This window comes from Candidatus Babeliales bacterium (genome assembly GCA_041660205.1).
Classification (GTDB): Bacteria; Babelota; Babeliae; order Babelales; family Chromulinivoraceae; genus JACPFN01.
This window is the reverse complement of record JBAZWT010000011.1, coordinates 20,009-37,740: the sequence shown is the minus strand read 5'-3', so window position 1 is coordinate 37,740 and position 17,732 is coordinate 20,009. Positions and strand designations below refer to the sequence as shown.

Sequence of the window (17,732 nt, the reverse complement as noted above, 5' to 3'; positions counted from 1 at the left end):
CACAGGAGTCTTTGTGGCCATTGCTTCGGTCATGGACAATCCCCACCCTTCACCGAGGGTAGTGGACAGCACGAGATCCGCTGCATTGTATATTCGATTCACATCATCGATCGGCATGCCCTGATTTGCATTGAATATCTTCGGACTAGGCAGGAAGAATTCATACTCCTTGCCGAGACCGAGCTGATTGGCAATGGTGAAGATATTGCCACCTGCATCTTCGTATTGCATGTGCAGGTAGAGCAATGGTCTTCGGCCACGATCCCACAGCTCCTTGAGTATCATGAGGCTTCTGGCTATGTCCTTGCGTGGCTGATTGCGGTTGATGTTCACGATCAAGAATCGATCATCTGCTTTGCCATTGAAGTATGATTTGCGGAATGCCTTCACATCTTCCTTGTCTTGGATCGGGAAGAAGTGGCTCGGATTGTTACCATGATAGATAACTCGGAGGCGATCCTCGAGCTCTGGCATGTGCCTGAGTGTCTCGGCTTTGCCATATTCGGTATAGACAACAGGGAAGTCAGCACCTGCTACTGTGTTCACCCACTGCTTCTTGAGCTGTGCATCGACAGGGTAGTACCAGACTGTCTTGAATACTTTGTGGCCATTTTGAGGCAGGGCATCCTGAGTCTTCTTGATCTCTTCCATGATCGGCTCGATCACGAAGGTATCCTGCAGCATGAAGACCACATCATATTTGCCTGAGCCCATGAGGTCCAGCAGTCGCTGTCGGCCATAGACATCACCATATGCTCCAGCATTCATGAGGCCACCAGGCATAGCTGGATAGACATTGCCTGGCCACTTCTCGACATCGATCGGATCACCCGAATAATTGATGGCGATCACATCGATATTGTATTTGCCTGTAGCGTGAAGCTCCCTGGCTATGTTGCCGAGGACCTGAGCGAAGCCAGTGCCACAGCAGTAGTCACCATACAGCAGAAGATTGACCTTATCAGCACCATCAGCGATTGCTCGCTTGGCTGCATCATCGATCGTGGCTTGAGCTAGAGCATCCATTGCTTATTCTCCAGAGTCCATTCGACTGTCTTTGCCAGTGATTCCTTGAAGCTGATCGGTGGCTGCCAGCCGAGAGCGAAGAGCTTTGATCCATCCAGTGCATATCGCCTGTCATGTCCAGGTCGAGTGCTGTGGAAGTCTTCCAGGTGGTAGATGAGATCCTTGCCGACTAGCTCAGCGATCTCCTGTGCGAGCTCGAGATTGTTCTTCTCGGTGTCTCCCACCACATTGAAGCGGTCAGGGAATACGATCTCATTATTGTCCACATACTTTGTCGGAGTACCACGATTGATCAGGAAGAGCATTGCATCGGCATGGTTGCGAGCGTGAAGGTAGAAGCGAGATCCGATGTATTCAGCATTGCCATGAATCGTGACATCCTTGCCCTCATAGATTCCCTTGATCAGCATCGGCACAAACTTCTCAGGATCTTGCATCTCACCGAAGTTGTTCATGGTATTGGTGATCACAAGTGGCAAGCCGAAGGTCCGCCAGTAGCTGATGGCGATCGCTTCTTGTGAGGCTTTGCTGGCTGAGTATGGATTGCTTGGAAGGATCACATCCCATTCAGGATGATCGGCCACAGGAGCAGCACCATACACTTCATCAGTCGAGATCTGCACGAAGACAGAGCCCTCTGGAGCTGTGGTGTTGCCATTGCGAAGATCCCATATTGTGCGAGCATACTCCAGGACATTCAATGTCAGAGCCACATTGTTCTCAATGAATGGCACTGGATCATCGATCGAGCGGTCCACATGAGACTCGCTGGCCATGTTTATAATGTGATCGATGTGGCCGATGCGGTGGATCATCTGCTCGCTGAATGGAGCAGCCAGGTCATGAGTGATAACTGTGCAGCGTGATCGCCAGTCTTCATGAGCTTCGAACATCTCAGCGATACGATCGGTCTTGCCCTTGTGCCTGAAGCTATCGATCAGGACCAGATGCCAGTCCGTATTGTGCATGAAGTGAGCCAGCGTGTGTGCTCCGATGAAGCCACCTGCTCCAGTCAATAGTGCTCTTTTTGTATTTTCCATCAGTCTATAACTCCCTTACCTTGCAAGAATCGCTCGACATCTTCGAGATAGTAGCCTGCCTCGCTACCGATACTCGTGACTGTCTGGCCACTCATCCATTGATTAAATTTTGTATACAGATTTGGAGGCATGTATTCCTCTATGTCTGAGGCCATGATCACCCATATGCCTTCAGTCACTTCGGGATCTTTGACACCCTCCTTGTAGATCCGCTGATCTAGCTTCCTCTGAGGGAAGTCTTTGATTGATATCTTCACGATGCCTCCTTCTTTAATGGTCCGACCACAGTACCATCCGCTCGCCTCCACATTGCTGGAGTGAATTCAGGATCGTCATATGGCAGTTTGAATACTTCATCCAGGATTCGGCCAGCCGAGCCCCACTTCTTCAGGAAGTAGTCATGACTGTGCTGGCTATTTGGATTGTCCATGAGGCTTGTGGCCACTCCGCCATAGTGGACCATTGGAGCAGCGGTAGTACAGATCTCTTTGTACCCGAGCAGCTTGGCTCGGTAGTGAGAGTCATTGTCTTCATACCAGGCAGGGATAAAATTCTCATCGAAGAAGCCGACCTTCTCGAAGAAGTCTCGAGCGATCAGGAATACTGAGAAGTTTGGATGCTCGCTCCAGCTTGTCTGTACACCTTCAGGCAGAGCATAGCTCAGGATGTCTTCTGGATTTGCAAGCTCCAGCATTATATTGTTTGGTGTAACCATCACAACATCTTCAGTCTCATTGAGAGCTTGGTGTACTCGGACCATTGCATCGATACAATCAGGACTGAATAAGATGTCATCATTGCAGAGCAGGGCATAATCACAGCCCTCTTCGAATGCTCGCATGGCCATCACATTCCAGGTCTCAGAGAGCGGTCGATTCAATCTCCATTGATCAAACATATAGAGATTCCAGTCGTGTGTGGTCCTGATAGAATGCACCGACTCAGCGAAGCCCTTGAAGTTATTTAGTACTGAGAAGCCGATTCCTATTTTCATTGCTTTACCTCTACGCTTTGCTTGATATCTATGTTGCCTCCACCTGGCTTGTTGCAGGCTTTGACATCTCCATCCCATGCTGAATAGTCTGGAATGCCTCCCAAGTCGAGACACTTCTGACCAGCCACTTTTGGATTGCGTGGATCTTTGGCCCACTCATCGGCTGCAGCTTTTGCTCGAGCATCTTGCTGAGCCTGCTCTTCTGGAGTCGAGTATGTGACTGAGTGCCACCAGTGGCCGACACCACCGATAGCCTTGCCTCCTATCCATATACCGAGACCGACAGCTACCACAATGAATAATGTGGCGAGGCCATACCCTATTGCATTTTGTGCATCTTCGCTCATGATTCGTCACCCTTCACTGGTATCCATGCATTCTGATCAGGATCAAATTCTGTGCCTTCATTCAGATCAATGATTGAATCATAGCTGCCATTCTTCCTACGGGCCAAGTCATCACGAGTAAGATTGTTTGTGCCCCACACAATACCTGCAGTTATTTTGAGCCATCGCCACTTCATATCAGCACCTCCCTCTATAGATTTGATCGCTTGTCGGCTTAATGTCGGACCTCACGAAGAAGCAATCATTGTGCTCATAGATCGGAGAGTCTAGTGTGTAGCCTTGAGTCTTCAGCCATGCTGCGACTTCAACTCCTGGTGTCTCGCCTTTGTAGACTGGAGTCACTGAGAGCTCAATGCACAGATACTTGAATTGCTTCAGCCACTTCCCCATGCCGAGCAGGATCTCCATCTCATTGCCTTGTGTGTCGAGCTGGAGAGTATCGTACTCAGCGAGATTGATCATTCGCTTCACACCACGAGAATCAGTGTAGAGCTTATTGTTGTTTTGCTTGGCCCATGTGTCGAAGCGGACCAGCTCCACCTGCTCATGGTCCACGATTGCAGCCTGGCCTTGATTCCAGTTCTTCATGACTTCAGGATGATCCCAGACACCATCGAATAATGATGAGCCCTTGCCATCGCCTGCAGTGACTTGCAGATCTCCCATGCTGTTTGTGTCATGGAGGCCGAGCTTGAAGACATGAGCCTTGTCACCATACCGCTCATCGAGAATATTGAATGCTGATGTCAGTGGCTCGAAGCCGATGAGGTGGTCGATACCCATGCGGATGAAGTTTTCGATCTCTTCACCATCATTCGCTCCACCCTGTACTACCCCATTGAGATCGAATCCTTGAGTCGTAAAATGTGAGAGCTTATTCCGCTCCTCAGCTTCGTAGAATCCAGGCAGTTCACGCTTCATTCGATTGCTCCATCTTTGTTATTCCACCAGCGGAATGTCACTGGAGGTAGCTCAGGAATCTTCTGGCCGAGCTTCAGTGATTTGAATGTACTGGATGTCAGCACGATCGCAAATACCTGTCGATTGGAATCATAATATACATGGTGGAATTGAGTGTCTTCAGGCAGGTGGCCTTCTTGAATCACCCATCGCTGGCTTGTCATGAAGCGGACCATTGCTTCAGGATGCATCCACAGCAGTGCCTGCCGACTCATGTCTGGAGTCTTGTGAATGTCTTTTGATCGGCCGAGAATACTCATGCTGCTACCTTCTCTCTTAATGATACTGATTCTGCTTCTTGATGCTCGAGCCTGTGGACCATCACAGTCAGCCGATCATCGGCCATGACTGCAGTGTATCCGAGCTTCTCATATAATCTGCGAGCACCTTCATTTGAGTTGAGCACATCGAGCCAGGCTTCTTCCGATCGGAGATCTTCATGGATCATCATGGTCATCTGCTCGAATAGGAAGTATCCAGCACCCTGACCCCTTGCCTCCTCCTTGAGACCACCCGATACCCACCAGCGACCATCACGCTTGCTGATGAGCCCATAGCCGATAGGCAGTGGACCATCACCATGTACCAAGTACCCGAATAATTCTCCATGATCTCGAGCTGGCAGATAGGTGTTGCGATACCATTCGGCTTGCTCTGCAGGCATGATCTCAGCAGTATTGTGAGTCATGAAGTGTCTGACCTCATTGCGAATGTCGGCCATGTCTAGTGCTTCAGTGGCTGTCTGCAGCTCATGCAAGATGTGTGACATTGTATCCCTCTCTGATTATTGCTGGAAGCCAGTGCTTCTGATCTCGGTACTCTTCCAGGTATCTTCGCTCCGCCACAAGGTACATCTCGGTCTCAGGATTATCATATGGAATGCCACGCTCATCCAGGAATTTGATGCAGTCATTGCGGTATCGCTCATTGCCAGTAGTGGTCATGCCACCGATGTGATCATTGTCTGAGCCCATAGTGATGACATGCCAGCCATCTTCGATCACTCGGATCGGCCAGATGCGATCATAAAAATGTGCCAGTGTGATGTCATCCCAGTCTTCATGATCTCGGACCAGCGAAGGTATTGCCTCCCTGCGGAACAACATGAAGAGAGAGTCGAGCACGATGGCTGGCTCGATGCCTTCGATCCGCCTGCCTGCAGATGGATCTTGACCATGCCATACCTGCTCACCCACCAGGACATCTCTCCCCATGAAGTTGCAAACTGTGTGACCACCTCGACCGCCACGCTCATCGACTTCTCGTGATCCACATAGACCGATCAAGCCGAGCTCAGGATCTTCTTCAAATGCCTGCAGCATCCTGCGATCCCAGCCTTGCTCATAGAGCATAAGATCATTGTGCATCAGGCCGATGTATTGCTCATCTGGATACTGATCATAGAGTTGCTTCAGTGGCTGATAATATCCGATGTTCTCTTTGTTGCTGATCAGGCCGACCTTGTAGCCATTGATCTCTTTGCAGATCTCGAATGGTGGATCACAGTTATATGGAGTGGCCGAGCCGTTATCGATCACAACTGGAATAGTAGTGCTCATGACAGCATTCTTTGTGAGGTGGTCCAGTGCCACCTTTGTGAGCTCGTGGCCCTCTACTACTGGAAGTCCGATGATCATTTGAAGATCCTCCTACTATCGAAGATCGCCATGAAGTGATCCCATCGGCTCATGGTCCGATACTTATGCCTCCGCTGGAATTCATCGACAGCTTTGCATCGCTCGATTGATATCATAATTGCCAAGCTCAGCACCTTGCTGGATCGTTTGCCCTTGTTCTTATCGAGAGCATAATCCAGATACTTCCTGGCTCGGCCTTTGAGTCGCTTCAGCTCTTCTTTGCTCTCAGGGAATTGATCTGCATTCATCGTGTTGCTCATGACTTCTTCTCCTGCTTCTGAGCAAATTCATTGCACACCCCTGCCACATGATCGAGCTCATCTATACTGAGCCCCCAGTGTACAGGGATGCATACCATTCTATCTGCAAAATATGCAACTCCGTCAAGACCCTTGCGAGCGAATGGCTTGAATACTGAGTACTCATCATTCCGCCTGTGGACCTGTGACACCATCACACCTTTGTCAGTAGCAAATTTTTTGAATGCATCTCGGCTCTTCTGGTCAGGTAGAATAATGGTATAGAGCCACCATGCTGATCTGCGATCTGCAGGATCTACTGAGCGAACAAAATAATTGCTCAAGTTCTGCTCGTAGTATTTTGCATTGTTGCGGTGAGCCTGCAGTACTGCATCGACATGATCCATCTGAGCAATGCCTATTGTGGCATTCAGATCATTCATGTGGAATTTGTATCCCCACTCTTCAATGTCTTCTGAGATCCGAGAATCGAGTGAGTCGGCATCACGATTGATACCGAACCACCTGAGACTCCGAGCTCGCTTATAGTCTGCAGGATCTTTGCAGGTCAAGATGCCACCATCGCCAGTCGTGATGTGCTTGATCGCCTGCAGGCTGAAGCATGTGAAGTCAGCTATAGTGCCGATCTTCTGGCCTTTGTATTCAGCACCGAAGGCATGAGCAGCATCCTCGATCACTTTTAGATCATGAGCTCTCGCAATGCTCACGATCTGATCGAGGTCTGCAGGCATGCCTCCCCAGTCCACAAATAGTATCGCCTTTGTTTGTTTTGTGATTAGCTTCTCGATTGATTCTGCATTGATGTTGCCACTCACAGGATCAATATCAGCGAAGACTAGCTTGCCTCCGAGGGATAATACAGGAAGATTTGTGGCCGAGCAAGTCATGGCAGTGGTGATCACTTCATCACCAGGGCCGATGCCTGCCAGCCTCATCGCTAGTGTGAGTGCAGATGTACCGCTATTCAATGTCACCACATGATCAGTGCCGAAGAAGTCTCGAAGTCGGCCCTCGAATTCTTCCACCTTCGGACCTTGTGTGATGTATCCACTGTGCAAGGTCTCAAGTAGTGGCTTGTCGATTGTGTGTGGTGTGTGTGTTTTGAATAGCGGTATCATGGCTAGATCTTTTCTGAGTCATCCTCTGGATTAGTGACAGCTCCTTCAGTGATTGCAAACAGTGCAGCCTCTGATGCAGCATTCTTGACAGCGGACAGTGTGACTAGGCTCGGATCAATGATGCCTGCTTTGAAGGCATCCACGACCTCTCCAGTGTAGAAGTCAATGGTCAGAGTCTTATCATCCAGGATCTTCTGCAGATCAGCCTTGTCGAGCTCCAGGCCACTATTGGCAGCCATCTGCTTGATAGGCTCGAAGCAAGCCTTGACTACTGCCTGAAGACCGAATGTCTCCTCCGTAGTCAGGCCATCTGATTTGACCTTTGATGCTGCACGATAGAGAGCAGCTCCACCACCAGCGATGATGCCATTTGCCAGAGCAGCCTTTGATGCATTGATCGCATCTTCGACTCGGAGCTTCCGCTCATCTCGCTCTGCTTCACCAACACCACCGACTCGGATCACACCGACACCAGACTGCAGGCGAGCGATACGCTCATCAAGAAGATTCTTCTCATATGCCTGCTTGCTGTTGGCCTTCTGTGCCTCGAGTTCTTTGATGCGGTCTTCAGTCTCACCAGCTCCACCCATAATAGATGTACGATCTCGGCTGGCGATCACTCGCTCTGCATGGCCGAAGTCATCTGGATTGTATGTGTCTGATGGATTCTGTGGATTGTTAGGCAAGCGATTGCCCTCGTCACGAGCGAAGAATTTTGCACCAGTAGCTTCAGCCATATCACGAAGCACTGCCTGGCCCTGCTCACCGAGAGCCTGGACCTTGATAGGGATCAGCGTGAATTTGCCCTGAGCCTTATTGATAGCACATGATGCCATCGCTTCGCCTGTGACTGAGTTGGCTATCAGCACACCTGCTTTGTGGCCCATACCTGCAATGACTTCCATCAAGCGGACTATCTCGAGCCCATTCGTGAAGTCATGGTCAGTCACGAAGATCGGCACATCAGTGACATCAGCTTCCTGCCTGGCTGTGTTGGTGATGAATACTGGAAGCTGGATGCCTCCACGAAGCTCAATGCCTTCAGCGATTCGACTGGTAGTCTCTTCACCTTCACCATCTTCGATCGTCACGACACCATTTGAGCCGACCTTGTGGACAGCCTCAGCGACTAGCTTGCCGACTTCAGGATCTCCACATGATATTGTGGCCACATTGATCAGAGCTTCGAGATCTTTGGTCTCCACGATCTCATCCTTCAATGCTTCGACTACAGCTTCTGCTGCCTTCTCGACACCACGCCTGAGCAATACTGGATCAGCATCATTGTTGATCTGCTGCAGTACATGAGTGGTCATTGCTTGGAGCAGGAGAGTGACTGTAGTAGTACCATCGCCAGCGACATCATTTGTCTTGTTGGCTGCAGCCTTCACAGTCTCGACACCGATCTCCTGGAATGGCTTGTCTTTTGGAGCATGCAATTCCCGAGCTATGGTGACACCATCATTTGTATTGAGCGGTGGTCGGTATGGATCAGTCTTGAGCACAACATTTCGGCCTCGTGGTCCGAGCGTAGTCTTGACCACATTGGCTACTAGATCGATGCCTGCCTTCACTTCCGATCGGGCATCCGATCCAGTCTTGATTTTTGTACTCATGATTTGTCCTCCGTTACCTTTGCTATGATGTCTGATTCGGTGATGGAGGTCAGGAGCTCACCCTCAAAATAGAGAGCGGTATATTCGCCTGGACTTAAAAGCACCAGCTCTTCGGCTTTGTATTCCGATTCTGCTGGAGCATGGATGATGCGGTAGATAGCACCATTGCGGTCGCTAGATCCACCTGTTTCAAATTCTGATTGCTTCTCGGACTCGACCTTTTTGGTCAATATATTAGAGTCCACCATTTGTATTTGATACATCGATTGCACCTCCTTCGTATCAATTTCGATTGTAGCACAAGCACTTTTGTGATTGCAACAACAAACATTATTGAATTAGTTATTGTGTAGTAATTAGCATACTATAAGCATTCCTATATAGCACCCCTCCCCTTCTCCCCTACTGATCGCCATGAAAAAACATTAACACCTTGACAGCCTGTCAAAAAAATTGAGCGATAGGGCAGGGGAGTGGTCTCCACCCCTGTTAAGTGTTGTAAATAATATATGCCCTGTTTTGTCAATTTTAGCCAGCAGGGGAGTGGTCTGCAGGTACTATTGCCACCTCTGTTCGGGGATTCTCCCTATCGAGTAGCACCCTTGATCCGTCATGGCCGATGATGATATTGAAGTTGTCATCCTTCAGTATCTCCATCTTCACCAGCGTGTCCTGGATTCCCTCGTATAGAGCAGATAGATCTACCACCCTCAGTGTCTGCATAAAAAATTTGCACACAAGGAGCACTGGATAATCTATCGGCTCAGCAGGTCTCTTCTGCAGGGCAAGCTCATCCATCGCATTATTGAGCCAGCCTCGATACTGTGGCGAGTAGACCACGATGGATCTACCATTCCGCCACACCACCTTCTGAGTATTCTTCTTCACAATCGGATTGCCTGTGACTGTATAGCTCAGCATTCAGCCAGGCCCACGATCCACCACCATGCAGCGATCAGGAAGATCTCACCAGCTATTGTCAGACTCATCTGCAGAGTCTCTCCGAATAGCATGAAGATCAGTATCAGCCAGCAGCCATAGACTATAGCCAGTGATATTGCGAGAAGTATCACTATCCAGGCCAGGCATTTGAGTATTGTTTTCATTTTATTTTGCACCCTCCTGGTGGACTGCTTATGCAGCCACCTCTTCTTTTATTGAGTGTAGTTTGAAGTAGACATCCTTGCAAGCTCGGACATCTGCCATCGCATCATGAGCACCCTCGAAGTCATATCCCATGAAGTGAATGTGAGCTTCCTGCAGGCGTGGATTTTTGTATTGCTGAGTGATCCCTTTGTCTTTGAAGAAGCTCGCCTGAGCAGCACTCAATGGCAGCTTCAGCAGGTCTCGACTATTCAGCATCGTGCAGAATACCTGTGCTTTTTGGATCACATCCTGCCACTCAGAGACTCGACTCTGCTCGGACTCAAGAGCCCTCTGCTTGTAGTAGTCGGTCTCGATCTGCAGGAGGTCCATATCATACTCAGCATTGTGAGCCACCAGGACATCAGCATTCTTGGCCAGGTCGAAGAATACCGACAGACCATACAGGCGATCTACGCCAGCGGACCTGATCTTCTCGATCGAGAAGCCATGCACATTTGCTGCCTCAATAGGCACTGTCTCGAAGCCTTCAGGATGCAGCAAGATATTGAGCTCGCTGATCGTGTTGCCTTCATTGTCAGTCAGTAGAGCACCGATCTGGACCACTCGTGGAATGAATCCACCCTTGCGGATTCCAGTAGTCTCAGTGTCAAAAAATAGTATCATATGATTCCCTCGTATATGTTTTGTGATCTTGGAGGGTAGTGGCCCGAAGGCCACACCCACATTGTAACTCGTGTGAGAGCTTGCTCTCTATTCTTCTTCTGCTTCAGCGATGAGCTCGAGCACTAGGTCTCCGAGCTTGGCTTTGGCTGAATGAATGCCAGCGTATTCGCTGCTGACAGTCTTCCATCGGCCATTGCCTTGTCGCTGCTGCACAAAAAATTCTGTGTATCCCCAGTCATGTTCCTTCCGCTGAATGCGGAATACAGGGATTGTGATCTCAGTCAATTTTGCCATGTGTTTGCACCTCCATTTTTTTATACCCTCCGCCTGTTCGACCTGCAGGCTGCATCAAATTCTCTCCAGTAGTTGTAAGTGCTCGAATGGAATGATCACTAGCATTGTGCCTTTGATCATCTGCTTCTCGAAGTCGAGCTCTCTGAGAAGATTGCCATCAAAATAATAGTGGTCTGGTATCGACTGCTCACCATCGGATTTGCGGACATAGGTGAATACAATCTCATTGTGGTATGTGATCCGCTTGGCATCGAGGCCCACCATCTTCTTGCCACCATTCCATATCGGAGCTCGGATCTTGAAGAGGTTGCAGACAGTATTCCTGCTGAGCTGTTTGACATCACTCATGACTGCCTCTTCCTGAGCGGTGGTAGTTTGCGAGCAGGCACATCAGGATCATTGAGTGGAGTCAGTCCACCATCGGGCCGAATGAGCAGCGGAGGATAATCCTCGAGTTTGCCACTATGCTTCATCCAGGCTGATCGCTGACCTGCAGCTTTTGCACCTTCACGATTCCGCTTGAAGTTTGTCGGACTGAGCTGGCCACCCTTGCGACCTGCAGCCACCTTCTTCGGGTCTTTTGCTTTAGCCTTCATCAGACAGCTCCTCCTTCGTGACTATGCCTTGATACTTCAGAGCATCACAGCCACAGTGCTCACACACCTTCTTGACCTTCTTGGTCGGATCATTATTCTTGTAGTAGCCTGAGCCGACATGTGCTTCATTAGCAGATACGAATCGGCAATTCTTGCGGACCGATGTGACCTGGATCAGCTTGCAATTCAGGCAGCGTGTCTCAAGCTCATATGTTAGTGTCGGCATCCTGATCTCCCTCCGCTGCACAGAAGAGGCAGTCAGCTCCTTCTGTATACTTTGAAGCTCCACACTTCGGACACTTGAATATCTCTCGGACCTTCGAGGCAGTCTCAATTTCCTCTGCAGTCATCAGCACGATCTCTACCTGAGCAAACTTATTCGCCAGGGCCAGTATCGCTCGGCCGAGCCAGGCATCTATGAATCGCTCCATGAAGTGATTCGTGGTCACGCCCTTGATCTCGATAGTGTATCTTCGATTGAATACTTTATTGCGAGCCATTAGAAGACCCTCCTGACTAGTTTTATACCTTCGACATTGATCAGATTCAGGAATGCCTGGAGCTCGGTGATCAGACCTTCTTCAGCATAGGCATCATAGTAGACAGTCTTGCCATCCACCGAGCACTTGAGCTCTGGATACTTCTCCTTGAGGATCTGCTCCAGTGACTTCTTATCGACTATCTTGGTGGCAGTGTGGACCGAATTCATGTGCTTGCTCAGGCCAGCTAGGGTAGAGCATTGCTTGCCACATTCAGGACACTTCGAGCCATCAAGATCTTTGACAATCACAGGACTCATACCATCTTCTCCTGCTCGCCAGCATCAGTCCGATGCTCGGCATCGATCTCTTCTTCTCCGATCGTGACTGCAGTTGCTCGATCCATTAGAGCTCGCCACTTCTCATCGGTCTTGATTGAATTGCGAGTGATCACTCCAGTGACTTCCTTCAGCCATCGCATTCGGTATGAAGCCTTCAATGGAAGCTGCTCATACATGGTCCATGCGGTGTCTTTGAATTCATCATCTACTGTAGCGAGAGGCTCGACTTCTTCTTCAGGCTCAGGATTGGCAGCCTCGATCTCTTCCTGAGATGGCTCATTCGGATCGGTGATATCTGGATGATCCTCAGTGCCTTCATTGTTTATGTCCACCACAGGCTCAGAGTCTGCAGGTGGAGTCTGATCGATATCTGCATCCACTGCTTCAGTCTCCTTCTTTGATGTTGCTGCAGGCTTTGCTGGAGCATTAGTGATATTGCCTTCAGTGTCCATGTCGATCACTTCGCCTGAAGCATTTATTTGTGCATTGAGTTCGTCTGGTGTGTAGACCAGCATGCCACTGAATACATCAGGACAATACGATCGGACACCATTGCTGACACAGCGAGCGAAGAGCATGGCCTTCGGATACTGCTTCCAGTTGTTTTTGCAGTTGCACTGATTCTCCTTCTGCCACGATCCGCCACCCTTTTTGTACATGGTGATGGTCCGAAGATTGTGCTCGATCGGAGCATTCGGACATTCGGGATCGAACATGCCAGCCATCTTTGCTTCATCGATATCGAAGGTCTCAGTACCGACCTTCACTCGCTTGCCATTGCGGAGCTCGAAGAAGTCGATCTCACAGCCTGAGAGATCCTTCTTCTTGACTTCATAATCGTATCGGCCAGAGCTCTTGACCATGCCAGCCATCGTATTTGCTGACAGTGTGGCATTGCCCTCGATCACATGGACCGCTCGCATTGAAGCGAATGGAGCAAGGCCGAGCTCCTGGCCAGCCATTATTTTTGTTATGCCCTTTGAGATCTTGTCCATGTCCTGACCGAACATGCCAGATGCCACGAATGCTTTGCTGATCTGCTCGATCTCCGAGTAGCTCAGTTGCTTCCTGATTGCGAGCTGCGACTCTCCAGCCGAGCTCTTTGGTTTATTATCTCCCATAGAGTTTGCACCTCCTTCGTACATTAGCATTATACATTGTGCTTCGTTAGCCAGTCAATACCTTTTTTATGAGTTGTGGATATCCCACATATAATAGATGTAGAGACCCCTGTAGTTGCACCTCCAGGGGTCTCGCTTTGTTACTTGAGCAGATGCACGAAGAATCGGCCAGGCGATCCTCTGTGATACTTCCGAGCTTTGTATGCCTGCTCCAGGAATCGACCCTTGCCGAGCTCATACAATTTCTTGTAGAAGAATGGCTTGAATTTCTGATCATCGATCAGGTCCTGACAGTCAGCAATAATTGCATCAGCCTCTTTTGCATTCGGTTTATCTTTGACTATAGCTATAGAAGTTCTCTGTGAATTATTCTCTATAGCTATAGTCTTGATGCGGTCGCTCATGAGAGAGCCGACACTAGATGTAGTACCCATAAAATTTGACACCTCCATAGATTCCCCTGTATACTGGAGGTTGAATCCACCTTGCATTTGCAAAACGAATAGAGCCTCTGTTGTCCGACAGGGGTTTTATTATTTGCGGAAGTCTCGAGCCCTCCGATTGAATCCTCCTCACATTCAAAATTCTCTGTGTGTTTTTGAATGATCGGTCATTCCATAATACACCCTCATTTGCTTCGTGTGCAAGTCGCTTATCTTTTGCCTGTGTACAATACCTGTGGATTGTGTGGACAAGTGATATCGCTACCTCTGAGCAGGCCGAGATGGACTTGACTCTGGCAACCATAGCCATGATAAAATAGACAGTGGCATTTAATCGGTGGTAGATAAAATTGCGTAGAAAATTCAAATTGCTGATCGTAGCGACATCAGCTCTCATCATCAGCTTTGGCTGCATCGCTGCAGTCGATAACTATAGACAAGTGCAACACACACAGGCTCAGATCAAGCATCTGGAGTCTGAGCGACAGCAGCTTCATCAGAAGACTGAGGAGCTGCAGAAGAGCAACACACAGACAGAGAAGCAGCTCGAGGATCAGAAGAAGCTGGAGGACCAGCTTCGGAATGAGATCAAGAATCTGCAGGCAATGAAGGCAGAGAAGGCGAGACTGGCTGCACTAGCATCCAGCCCGAAGGCATTTGCCGAAGAGCCTGTCAGAGCCAGCGGATCTTGTGCTGATTGGATGGCAGCAGCAGGCATACCCGATATGTACTCCACACACAAGCTCATAATCAATGAGAGCGGTTGTAGTCCGAATGCAGTGAATCCAGACTCGGGAGCGTGTGGCATCCCTCAAGCCCTCCCATGCAGCAAGATAGCTCATTGTGGAGTCGAGCCAGTTTGTCAGCTCAGGTGGATGGATAGCTATGTCAAGGGCCGATATGGATCTTGGGATGGAGCACTGGCTGCCTGGAATTCCAGAAGCCCTCACTGGTACTAGAATATAAAATACCTCACAGACATGTGAGGGCAGGGGAGCGATAATAGAGGTGGAGAGTTGCACCTCAATTCTTCTTATCTTCCATCGATGGAGAGCCAGCAATAAGTCTGGCTCTCTTCTATTTGGCGATGATTTGCTTCAGTTTGTATACGATGAATTGATTGCGATTCCGTAGCTGGCCACCTTCCCATATAGGAAGGAATTCGCCAGGCTTGTATGTATAGAATCGATCTTCAAATTTTTGTTTTATGTATTGCATAACACTACTATAGTATCACACAGAGCGAGCTTTGTCAATACCCTGCACAGCCAGGTATCCATAATCGATCGCCACATCTAGCAGGTGATCAATGGCAGTCTGCTGGATCTCGACCTCGATCGGATCTTCTGCAGCAAGCCAGTCTTCTCGAGCAGCCTCAAGAGCCTCCAGCACATGCTGCCTTCGCTCTTCGAATTGTGGACCATCTTCCATACTCATCTATTTATATTATGCCCTGAAAAGCGACAAGCCATAGCTCGGTGGTATTCGGCAGCTATGGCTTTATCTATTTGAATAATACTCGATGATTGATAATCTTGGCAAGAAAATAGCGGAGCTCAGGTGGCAATCATATGCTCACCTCCCTTGCTCCGCCTCACAGCACCATAGTACCAGACTAGGCTGGCTTTGTGAATGCTTGCTTCAGTGTGACCAGCACGATATTGATGATCGGTGTCAGCGGACCGAATAGGTCTGGCTGATCGGTGATCACTGTGATCAGATATGAGATCACTGCCGACAGGCCGATGTACAGTGCAGCCTTGCCGATCTTGGCTGCCTGGTCCTTATCGATTTTTGATAGTTGCATTGCTGCCTCCTTATTTATTGATCTTGAATCCACTGAAGATTCCACTCAGGAAGTCCACGATCGCTTTGACGATCTTCTCTAGTGCAGACAGTCGATCTTCCACACTCGGATTTGCAGGTGTGCCTGGAGGAGTACTGTCTGCGGACAAGCTCAGATCATTGGCCAGGATACCTCGGCCGATCCCCTTGCTGAAGCTGTACTCAGTCAGGTAGTAGGTCTTGCCAGCTACGATCGTATGAGCAGACACATCAGCGATGACCGCTCCAGCTTGGAAGCGGATCTCCTGGCTCTTACTGTCAAGTGCTGGCCGACCATTCTCGAGGTCGATCAGTAGTGTCTCTCGGATCACATACATTGGTCGATTCGGCTCATCGATCAGACTGTCCTTCCACTCAGGTGTGGTCGGTTGTGGAGCTGGCTGCTGTGGTGGCACATATGGAGTCTGAGCCACTTCAGATAAGCGGATACCATTCGGGGTATTCGTACCAGTAGAGCTGACTGTGATCAGGTACTTCACACCTCCGACAGTTGTCTGAGATCCGATATCGAAGCTCGTATTGCGAGGGAATACTCGGCTGTCGGCATACTGATTCGGATCATTGAGATTGATCAAGCGAAGACCATCGATCTGAGCATAGACCTTGCCACTCAGCGGAGTACGATTCTTCAGCCATTCAGGTTGTGCTGCAGGCTTGTTAGCTTCAGCAATGATCTGAGAAGCACGATTCCAGATCGCCTCGACATCGAGACCACCAGGGCAGGCTGTGCTCTTCAGTGATACATCACGATGTCGGACATATCGAGTGATCCCATAATTGTCACGAAGCCATGCACAGAGCTGAGCTGCTCGCTCATACATCTCTGCAGAGTATGGACCATTCCCATTCTGGCCACCCTCATGCTCGACAGTGATCGCTCGGATGTTGTGATCCCAGTTGCCATCACACCAGGCTGTATCTTGGATCGCCACACACTGATCGATAATATCTCCACCGACAACGAAGTGAGAGCTCGCTCCACGAGTCGGGTTATTGAATACGATCACAGCACTCTCTCGAGTACCGACTACATGGTGGAATGTCTGGTCGCCATTGAGCCCTCCGCCTGGCCGACCGACAGTGAAGTTGTTGGGGTGTGCTCCCCTCCATCTTATATTTGGTTGTGCTACTTTACCCATACTGCACCTCCCTCTATTTATAATTATATGCCGAATCAGGCGATCACTATTCCTGGACAGTCGCTGTGCGAGGCTTCAGAGGAGGCAGGTGATCCATCTTCAGATGCTGTGCCATCAGATATTGCAGCTCGACCACGAAGGCCATATTGTCAGATAGCTCTTTGATCGGAAGCTGCTTCCAGGTCCGAAGCTCCCCCTGCAATTCACCGATCATTTTGACCGACTCTGTGTGGAGACTCCGCATCTCCTTCATGTCTTCGGTCAGAGTATTGATCTTGAGCTCTTGCGACTCCACGATCTCTTTGTACGATTTGATAGTCTTCTCATAATTATCGGTAGTGGTCTTCGCCAGCTTGTTCTTTGCATTGGCATAGAAGACTCCCACGATTCCCGACACAGCAAGTATGATGCTCAGTGCGATTGCTGCTATCTGCCAGATCTCCATGTATAGATGCCCTCCACTTGAATGATTTGAAGAGAGGATAGTCTCCCTCCCACTATTCTCATTGTGACATATTCAGGCGATCCTGATAGTCTCTGTCTCCTTGATCTCTTGATCTTCGGGAGGGATGTGGTTGCCACAGATCTGACAGAGGAATACTCCTCCACCGACCAGACCACAGTAGAAGCAGCAGCGACACTTCCTGCAGGTGGCTCGGTATTTATCCTGTGGAGCACGACATCGAGGGCATACCATAGTCGAGCA

At 49.4% G+C, this 17,732-nt stretch carries 28 protein-coding genes; 1 reads left to right on the top strand and 27 read right to left on the bottom strand.

Annotated elements, in window-relative coordinates:
- From WC747_04490 to WC747_04380, 23 genes are all read right to left on the bottom strand, one after another.
- Window positions 1-1,026: hypothetical protein (locus WC747_04490; protein MFA5999249.1), on the bottom strand; the 1,026-nt coding region annotated here is incomplete at its 3' end.
- On the bottom strand, window positions 1,014-2,066 hold the full coding sequence (locus WC747_04485; GenBank protein ID MFA5999248.1) for a GDP-mannose 4,6-dehydratase: 1,053 nt from the start codon (window positions 2,064-2,066) through the stop codon (window positions 1,014-1,016). The genes WC747_04485 and WC747_04490, both read right to left, overlap by 13 nt.
- Entirely contained in the window at window positions 2,066-2,323 is a 258-nt protein-coding gene (locus tag WC747_04480) for a hypothetical protein (GenBank protein ID MFA5999247.1), read from the bottom strand. Before WC747_04480 ends, WC747_04485 begins: the two co-directional genes overlap by 1 nt.
- Complete coding sequence (locus WC747_04475; GenBank protein ID MFA5999246.1) at window positions 2,320-3,003, bottom strand: hypothetical protein; 684 nt, start codon at window positions 3,001-3,003, stop codon at window positions 2,320-2,322. Before WC747_04475 ends, WC747_04480 begins: the two co-directional genes overlap by 4 nt.
- A 53-nt stretch (window positions 3,004-3,056) precedes the next feature.
- Complete coding sequence (locus tag WC747_04470) at window positions 3,057-3,407, bottom strand: hypothetical protein (GenBank protein ID MFA5999245.1); 351 nt, start codon at window positions 3,405-3,407, stop codon at window positions 3,057-3,059.
- Complete coding sequence (locus WC747_04465) at window positions 3,404-3,583, bottom strand: hypothetical protein (protein MFA5999244.1); 180 nt, start codon at window positions 3,581-3,583, stop codon at window positions 3,404-3,406. Before WC747_04465 ends, WC747_04470 begins: the two co-directional genes overlap by 4 nt.
- Window position 3,584: 1 nt before the next feature.
- Window positions 3,585-4,328, bottom strand: coding sequence for an FkbM family methyltransferase (locus WC747_04460; protein MFA5999243.1), 744 nt, complete (start codon window positions 4,326-4,328; stop codon window positions 3,585-3,587).
- The gene (locus WC747_04455) at window positions 4,325-4,627 is read right to left on the bottom strand and encodes a hypothetical protein (GenBank protein ID MFA5999242.1); all 303 of its coding nucleotides are present in this window, start codon (window positions 4,625-4,627) and stop codon (window positions 4,325-4,327) included. The genes WC747_04460 and WC747_04455 overlap by 4 nt, the downstream gene beginning before the upstream one ends.
- Window positions 4,624-5,136 (bottom strand): GNAT family N-acetyltransferase, encoded by a 513-nt coding sequence (locus WC747_04450; protein ID MFA5999241.1) that lies wholly within the window; start codon window positions 5,134-5,136, stop codon window positions 4,624-4,626. Before WC747_04450 ends, WC747_04455 begins: the two co-directional genes overlap by 4 nt.
- Window positions 5,117-6,004, bottom strand: a complete 888-nt coding sequence (locus tag WC747_04445; protein ID MFA5999240.1) for a glycosyltransferase — start codon at window positions 6,002-6,004, stop codon at window positions 5,117-5,119. Before WC747_04445 ends, WC747_04450 begins: the two co-directional genes overlap by 20 nt.
- The gene (locus WC747_04440) at window positions 6,001-6,264 is read right to left on the bottom strand and encodes a hypothetical protein (protein ID MFA5999239.1); all 264 of its coding nucleotides are present in this window, start codon (window positions 6,262-6,264) and stop codon (window positions 6,001-6,003) included. Before WC747_04440 ends, WC747_04445 begins: the two co-directional genes overlap by 4 nt.
- The gene (locus WC747_04435) at window positions 6,261-7,382 is read right to left on the bottom strand and encodes a DegT/DnrJ/EryC1/StrS family aminotransferase (protein MFA5999238.1); all 1,122 of its coding nucleotides are present in this window, start codon (window positions 7,380-7,382) and stop codon (window positions 6,261-6,263) included. The genes WC747_04440 and WC747_04435 overlap by 4 nt, the downstream gene beginning before the upstream one ends.
- A 2-nt stretch (window positions 7,383-7,384) precedes the next feature.
- Window positions 7,385-8,998 (bottom strand): chaperonin GroEL, encoded by a 1,614-nt coding sequence (gene groEL / locus WC747_04430; protein MFA5999237.1) that lies wholly within the window; start codon window positions 8,996-8,998, stop codon window positions 7,385-7,387.
- The gene (locus WC747_04425) at window positions 8,995-9,261 is read right to left on the bottom strand and encodes a hypothetical protein (GenBank protein MFA5999236.1); all 267 of its coding nucleotides are present in this window, start codon (window positions 9,259-9,261) and stop codon (window positions 8,995-8,997) included. Before WC747_04425 ends, groEL begins: the two co-directional genes overlap by 4 nt.
- 265 nt (window positions 9,262-9,526) lie before the next feature.
- The gene (locus WC747_04420; GenBank protein MFA5999235.1) at window positions 9,527-9,886 is read right to left on the bottom strand and encodes a hypothetical protein; all 360 of its coding nucleotides are present in this window, start codon (window positions 9,884-9,886) and stop codon (window positions 9,527-9,529) included.
- Window positions 9,887-10,132: 246 nt separating this feature from the next.
- Complete coding sequence (locus tag WC747_04415; GenBank protein MFA5999234.1) at window positions 10,133-10,768, bottom strand: 3'-5' exonuclease; 636 nt, start codon at window positions 10,766-10,768, stop codon at window positions 10,133-10,135.
- An 87-nt stretch (window positions 10,769-10,855) separates the two neighbouring features.
- Window positions 10,856-11,062 (bottom strand): hypothetical protein, encoded by a 207-nt coding sequence (locus WC747_04410; protein ID MFA5999233.1) that lies wholly within the window; start codon window positions 11,060-11,062, stop codon window positions 10,856-10,858.
- Between the two features lie 54 nt (window positions 11,063-11,116).
- Window positions 11,117-11,410, bottom strand: a complete 294-nt coding sequence (locus tag WC747_04405; protein ID MFA5999232.1) for a hypothetical protein — start codon at window positions 11,408-11,410, stop codon at window positions 11,117-11,119.
- Window positions 11,407-11,658, bottom strand: a complete 252-nt coding sequence (locus tag WC747_04400; protein MFA5999231.1) for a general stress protein — start codon at window positions 11,656-11,658, stop codon at window positions 11,407-11,409. The genes WC747_04405 and WC747_04400 overlap by 4 nt, the downstream gene beginning before the upstream one ends.
- Window positions 11,659-11,864: 206 nt before the next feature.
- Window positions 11,865-12,089, bottom strand: a complete 225-nt coding sequence (locus WC747_04395; protein ID MFA5999230.1) for a hypothetical protein — start codon at window positions 12,087-12,089, stop codon at window positions 11,865-11,867.
- 68 nt (window positions 12,090-12,157) lie between these two features.
- The gene (locus WC747_04390) at window positions 12,158-12,457 is read right to left on the bottom strand and encodes a hypothetical protein (GenBank protein MFA5999229.1); all 300 of its coding nucleotides are present in this window, start codon (window positions 12,455-12,457) and stop codon (window positions 12,158-12,160) included.
- Complete coding sequence (locus WC747_04385; protein ID MFA5999228.1) at window positions 12,454-13,599, bottom strand: hypothetical protein; 1,146 nt, start codon at window positions 13,597-13,599, stop codon at window positions 12,454-12,456. Before WC747_04385 ends, WC747_04390 begins: the two co-directional genes overlap by 4 nt.
- Window positions 13,600-13,739: 140 nt before the next feature.
- Window positions 13,740-14,051 (bottom strand): hypothetical protein, encoded by a 312-nt coding sequence (locus WC747_04380; GenBank protein ID MFA5999227.1) that lies wholly within the window; start codon window positions 14,049-14,051, stop codon window positions 13,740-13,742.
- A gap of 596 nt (window positions 14,052-14,647) precedes the next feature.
- Here WC747_04380 and WC747_04375 point away from each other — a divergent pair.
- On the top strand, window positions 14,648-15,001 hold the full coding sequence (locus tag WC747_04375) for a hypothetical protein (protein MFA5999226.1): 354 nt from the start codon (window positions 14,648-14,650) through the stop codon (window positions 14,999-15,001).
- A gap of 274 nt (window positions 15,002-15,275) precedes the next feature.
- Here the strand turns inward: WC747_04375 and WC747_04370 are convergent, their stop codons facing one another.
- The 4 genes from WC747_04370 to WC747_04355 all read right to left on the bottom strand — a co-directional run bounded on the left by WC747_04370 (window position 15,276) and on the right by WC747_04355 (window position 17,471).
- Window positions 15,276-15,434, bottom strand: a complete 159-nt coding sequence (locus WC747_04370) for a hypothetical protein (protein MFA5999225.1) — start codon at window positions 15,432-15,434, stop codon at window positions 15,276-15,278.
- Between the two features lie 223 nt (window positions 15,435-15,657).
- Window positions 15,658-15,849: a hypothetical protein gene (locus tag WC747_04365; protein ID MFA5999224.1), complete on the bottom strand. Its 192-nt coding sequence runs from the start codon at window positions 15,847-15,849 to the stop codon at window positions 15,658-15,660.
- Between the two features lie 10 nt (window positions 15,850-15,859).
- Complete coding sequence (locus tag WC747_04360) at window positions 15,860-17,026, bottom strand: peptidoglycan recognition family protein (protein MFA5999223.1); 1,167 nt, start codon at window positions 17,024-17,026, stop codon at window positions 15,860-15,862.
- Window positions 17,027-17,072: 46 nt separating this feature from the next.
- Window positions 17,073-17,471 (bottom strand): hypothetical protein, encoded by a 399-nt coding sequence (locus tag WC747_04355; protein ID MFA5999222.1) that lies wholly within the window; start codon window positions 17,469-17,471, stop codon window positions 17,073-17,075.
- Window positions 17,472-17,732 lie beyond the last annotated feature (261 nt).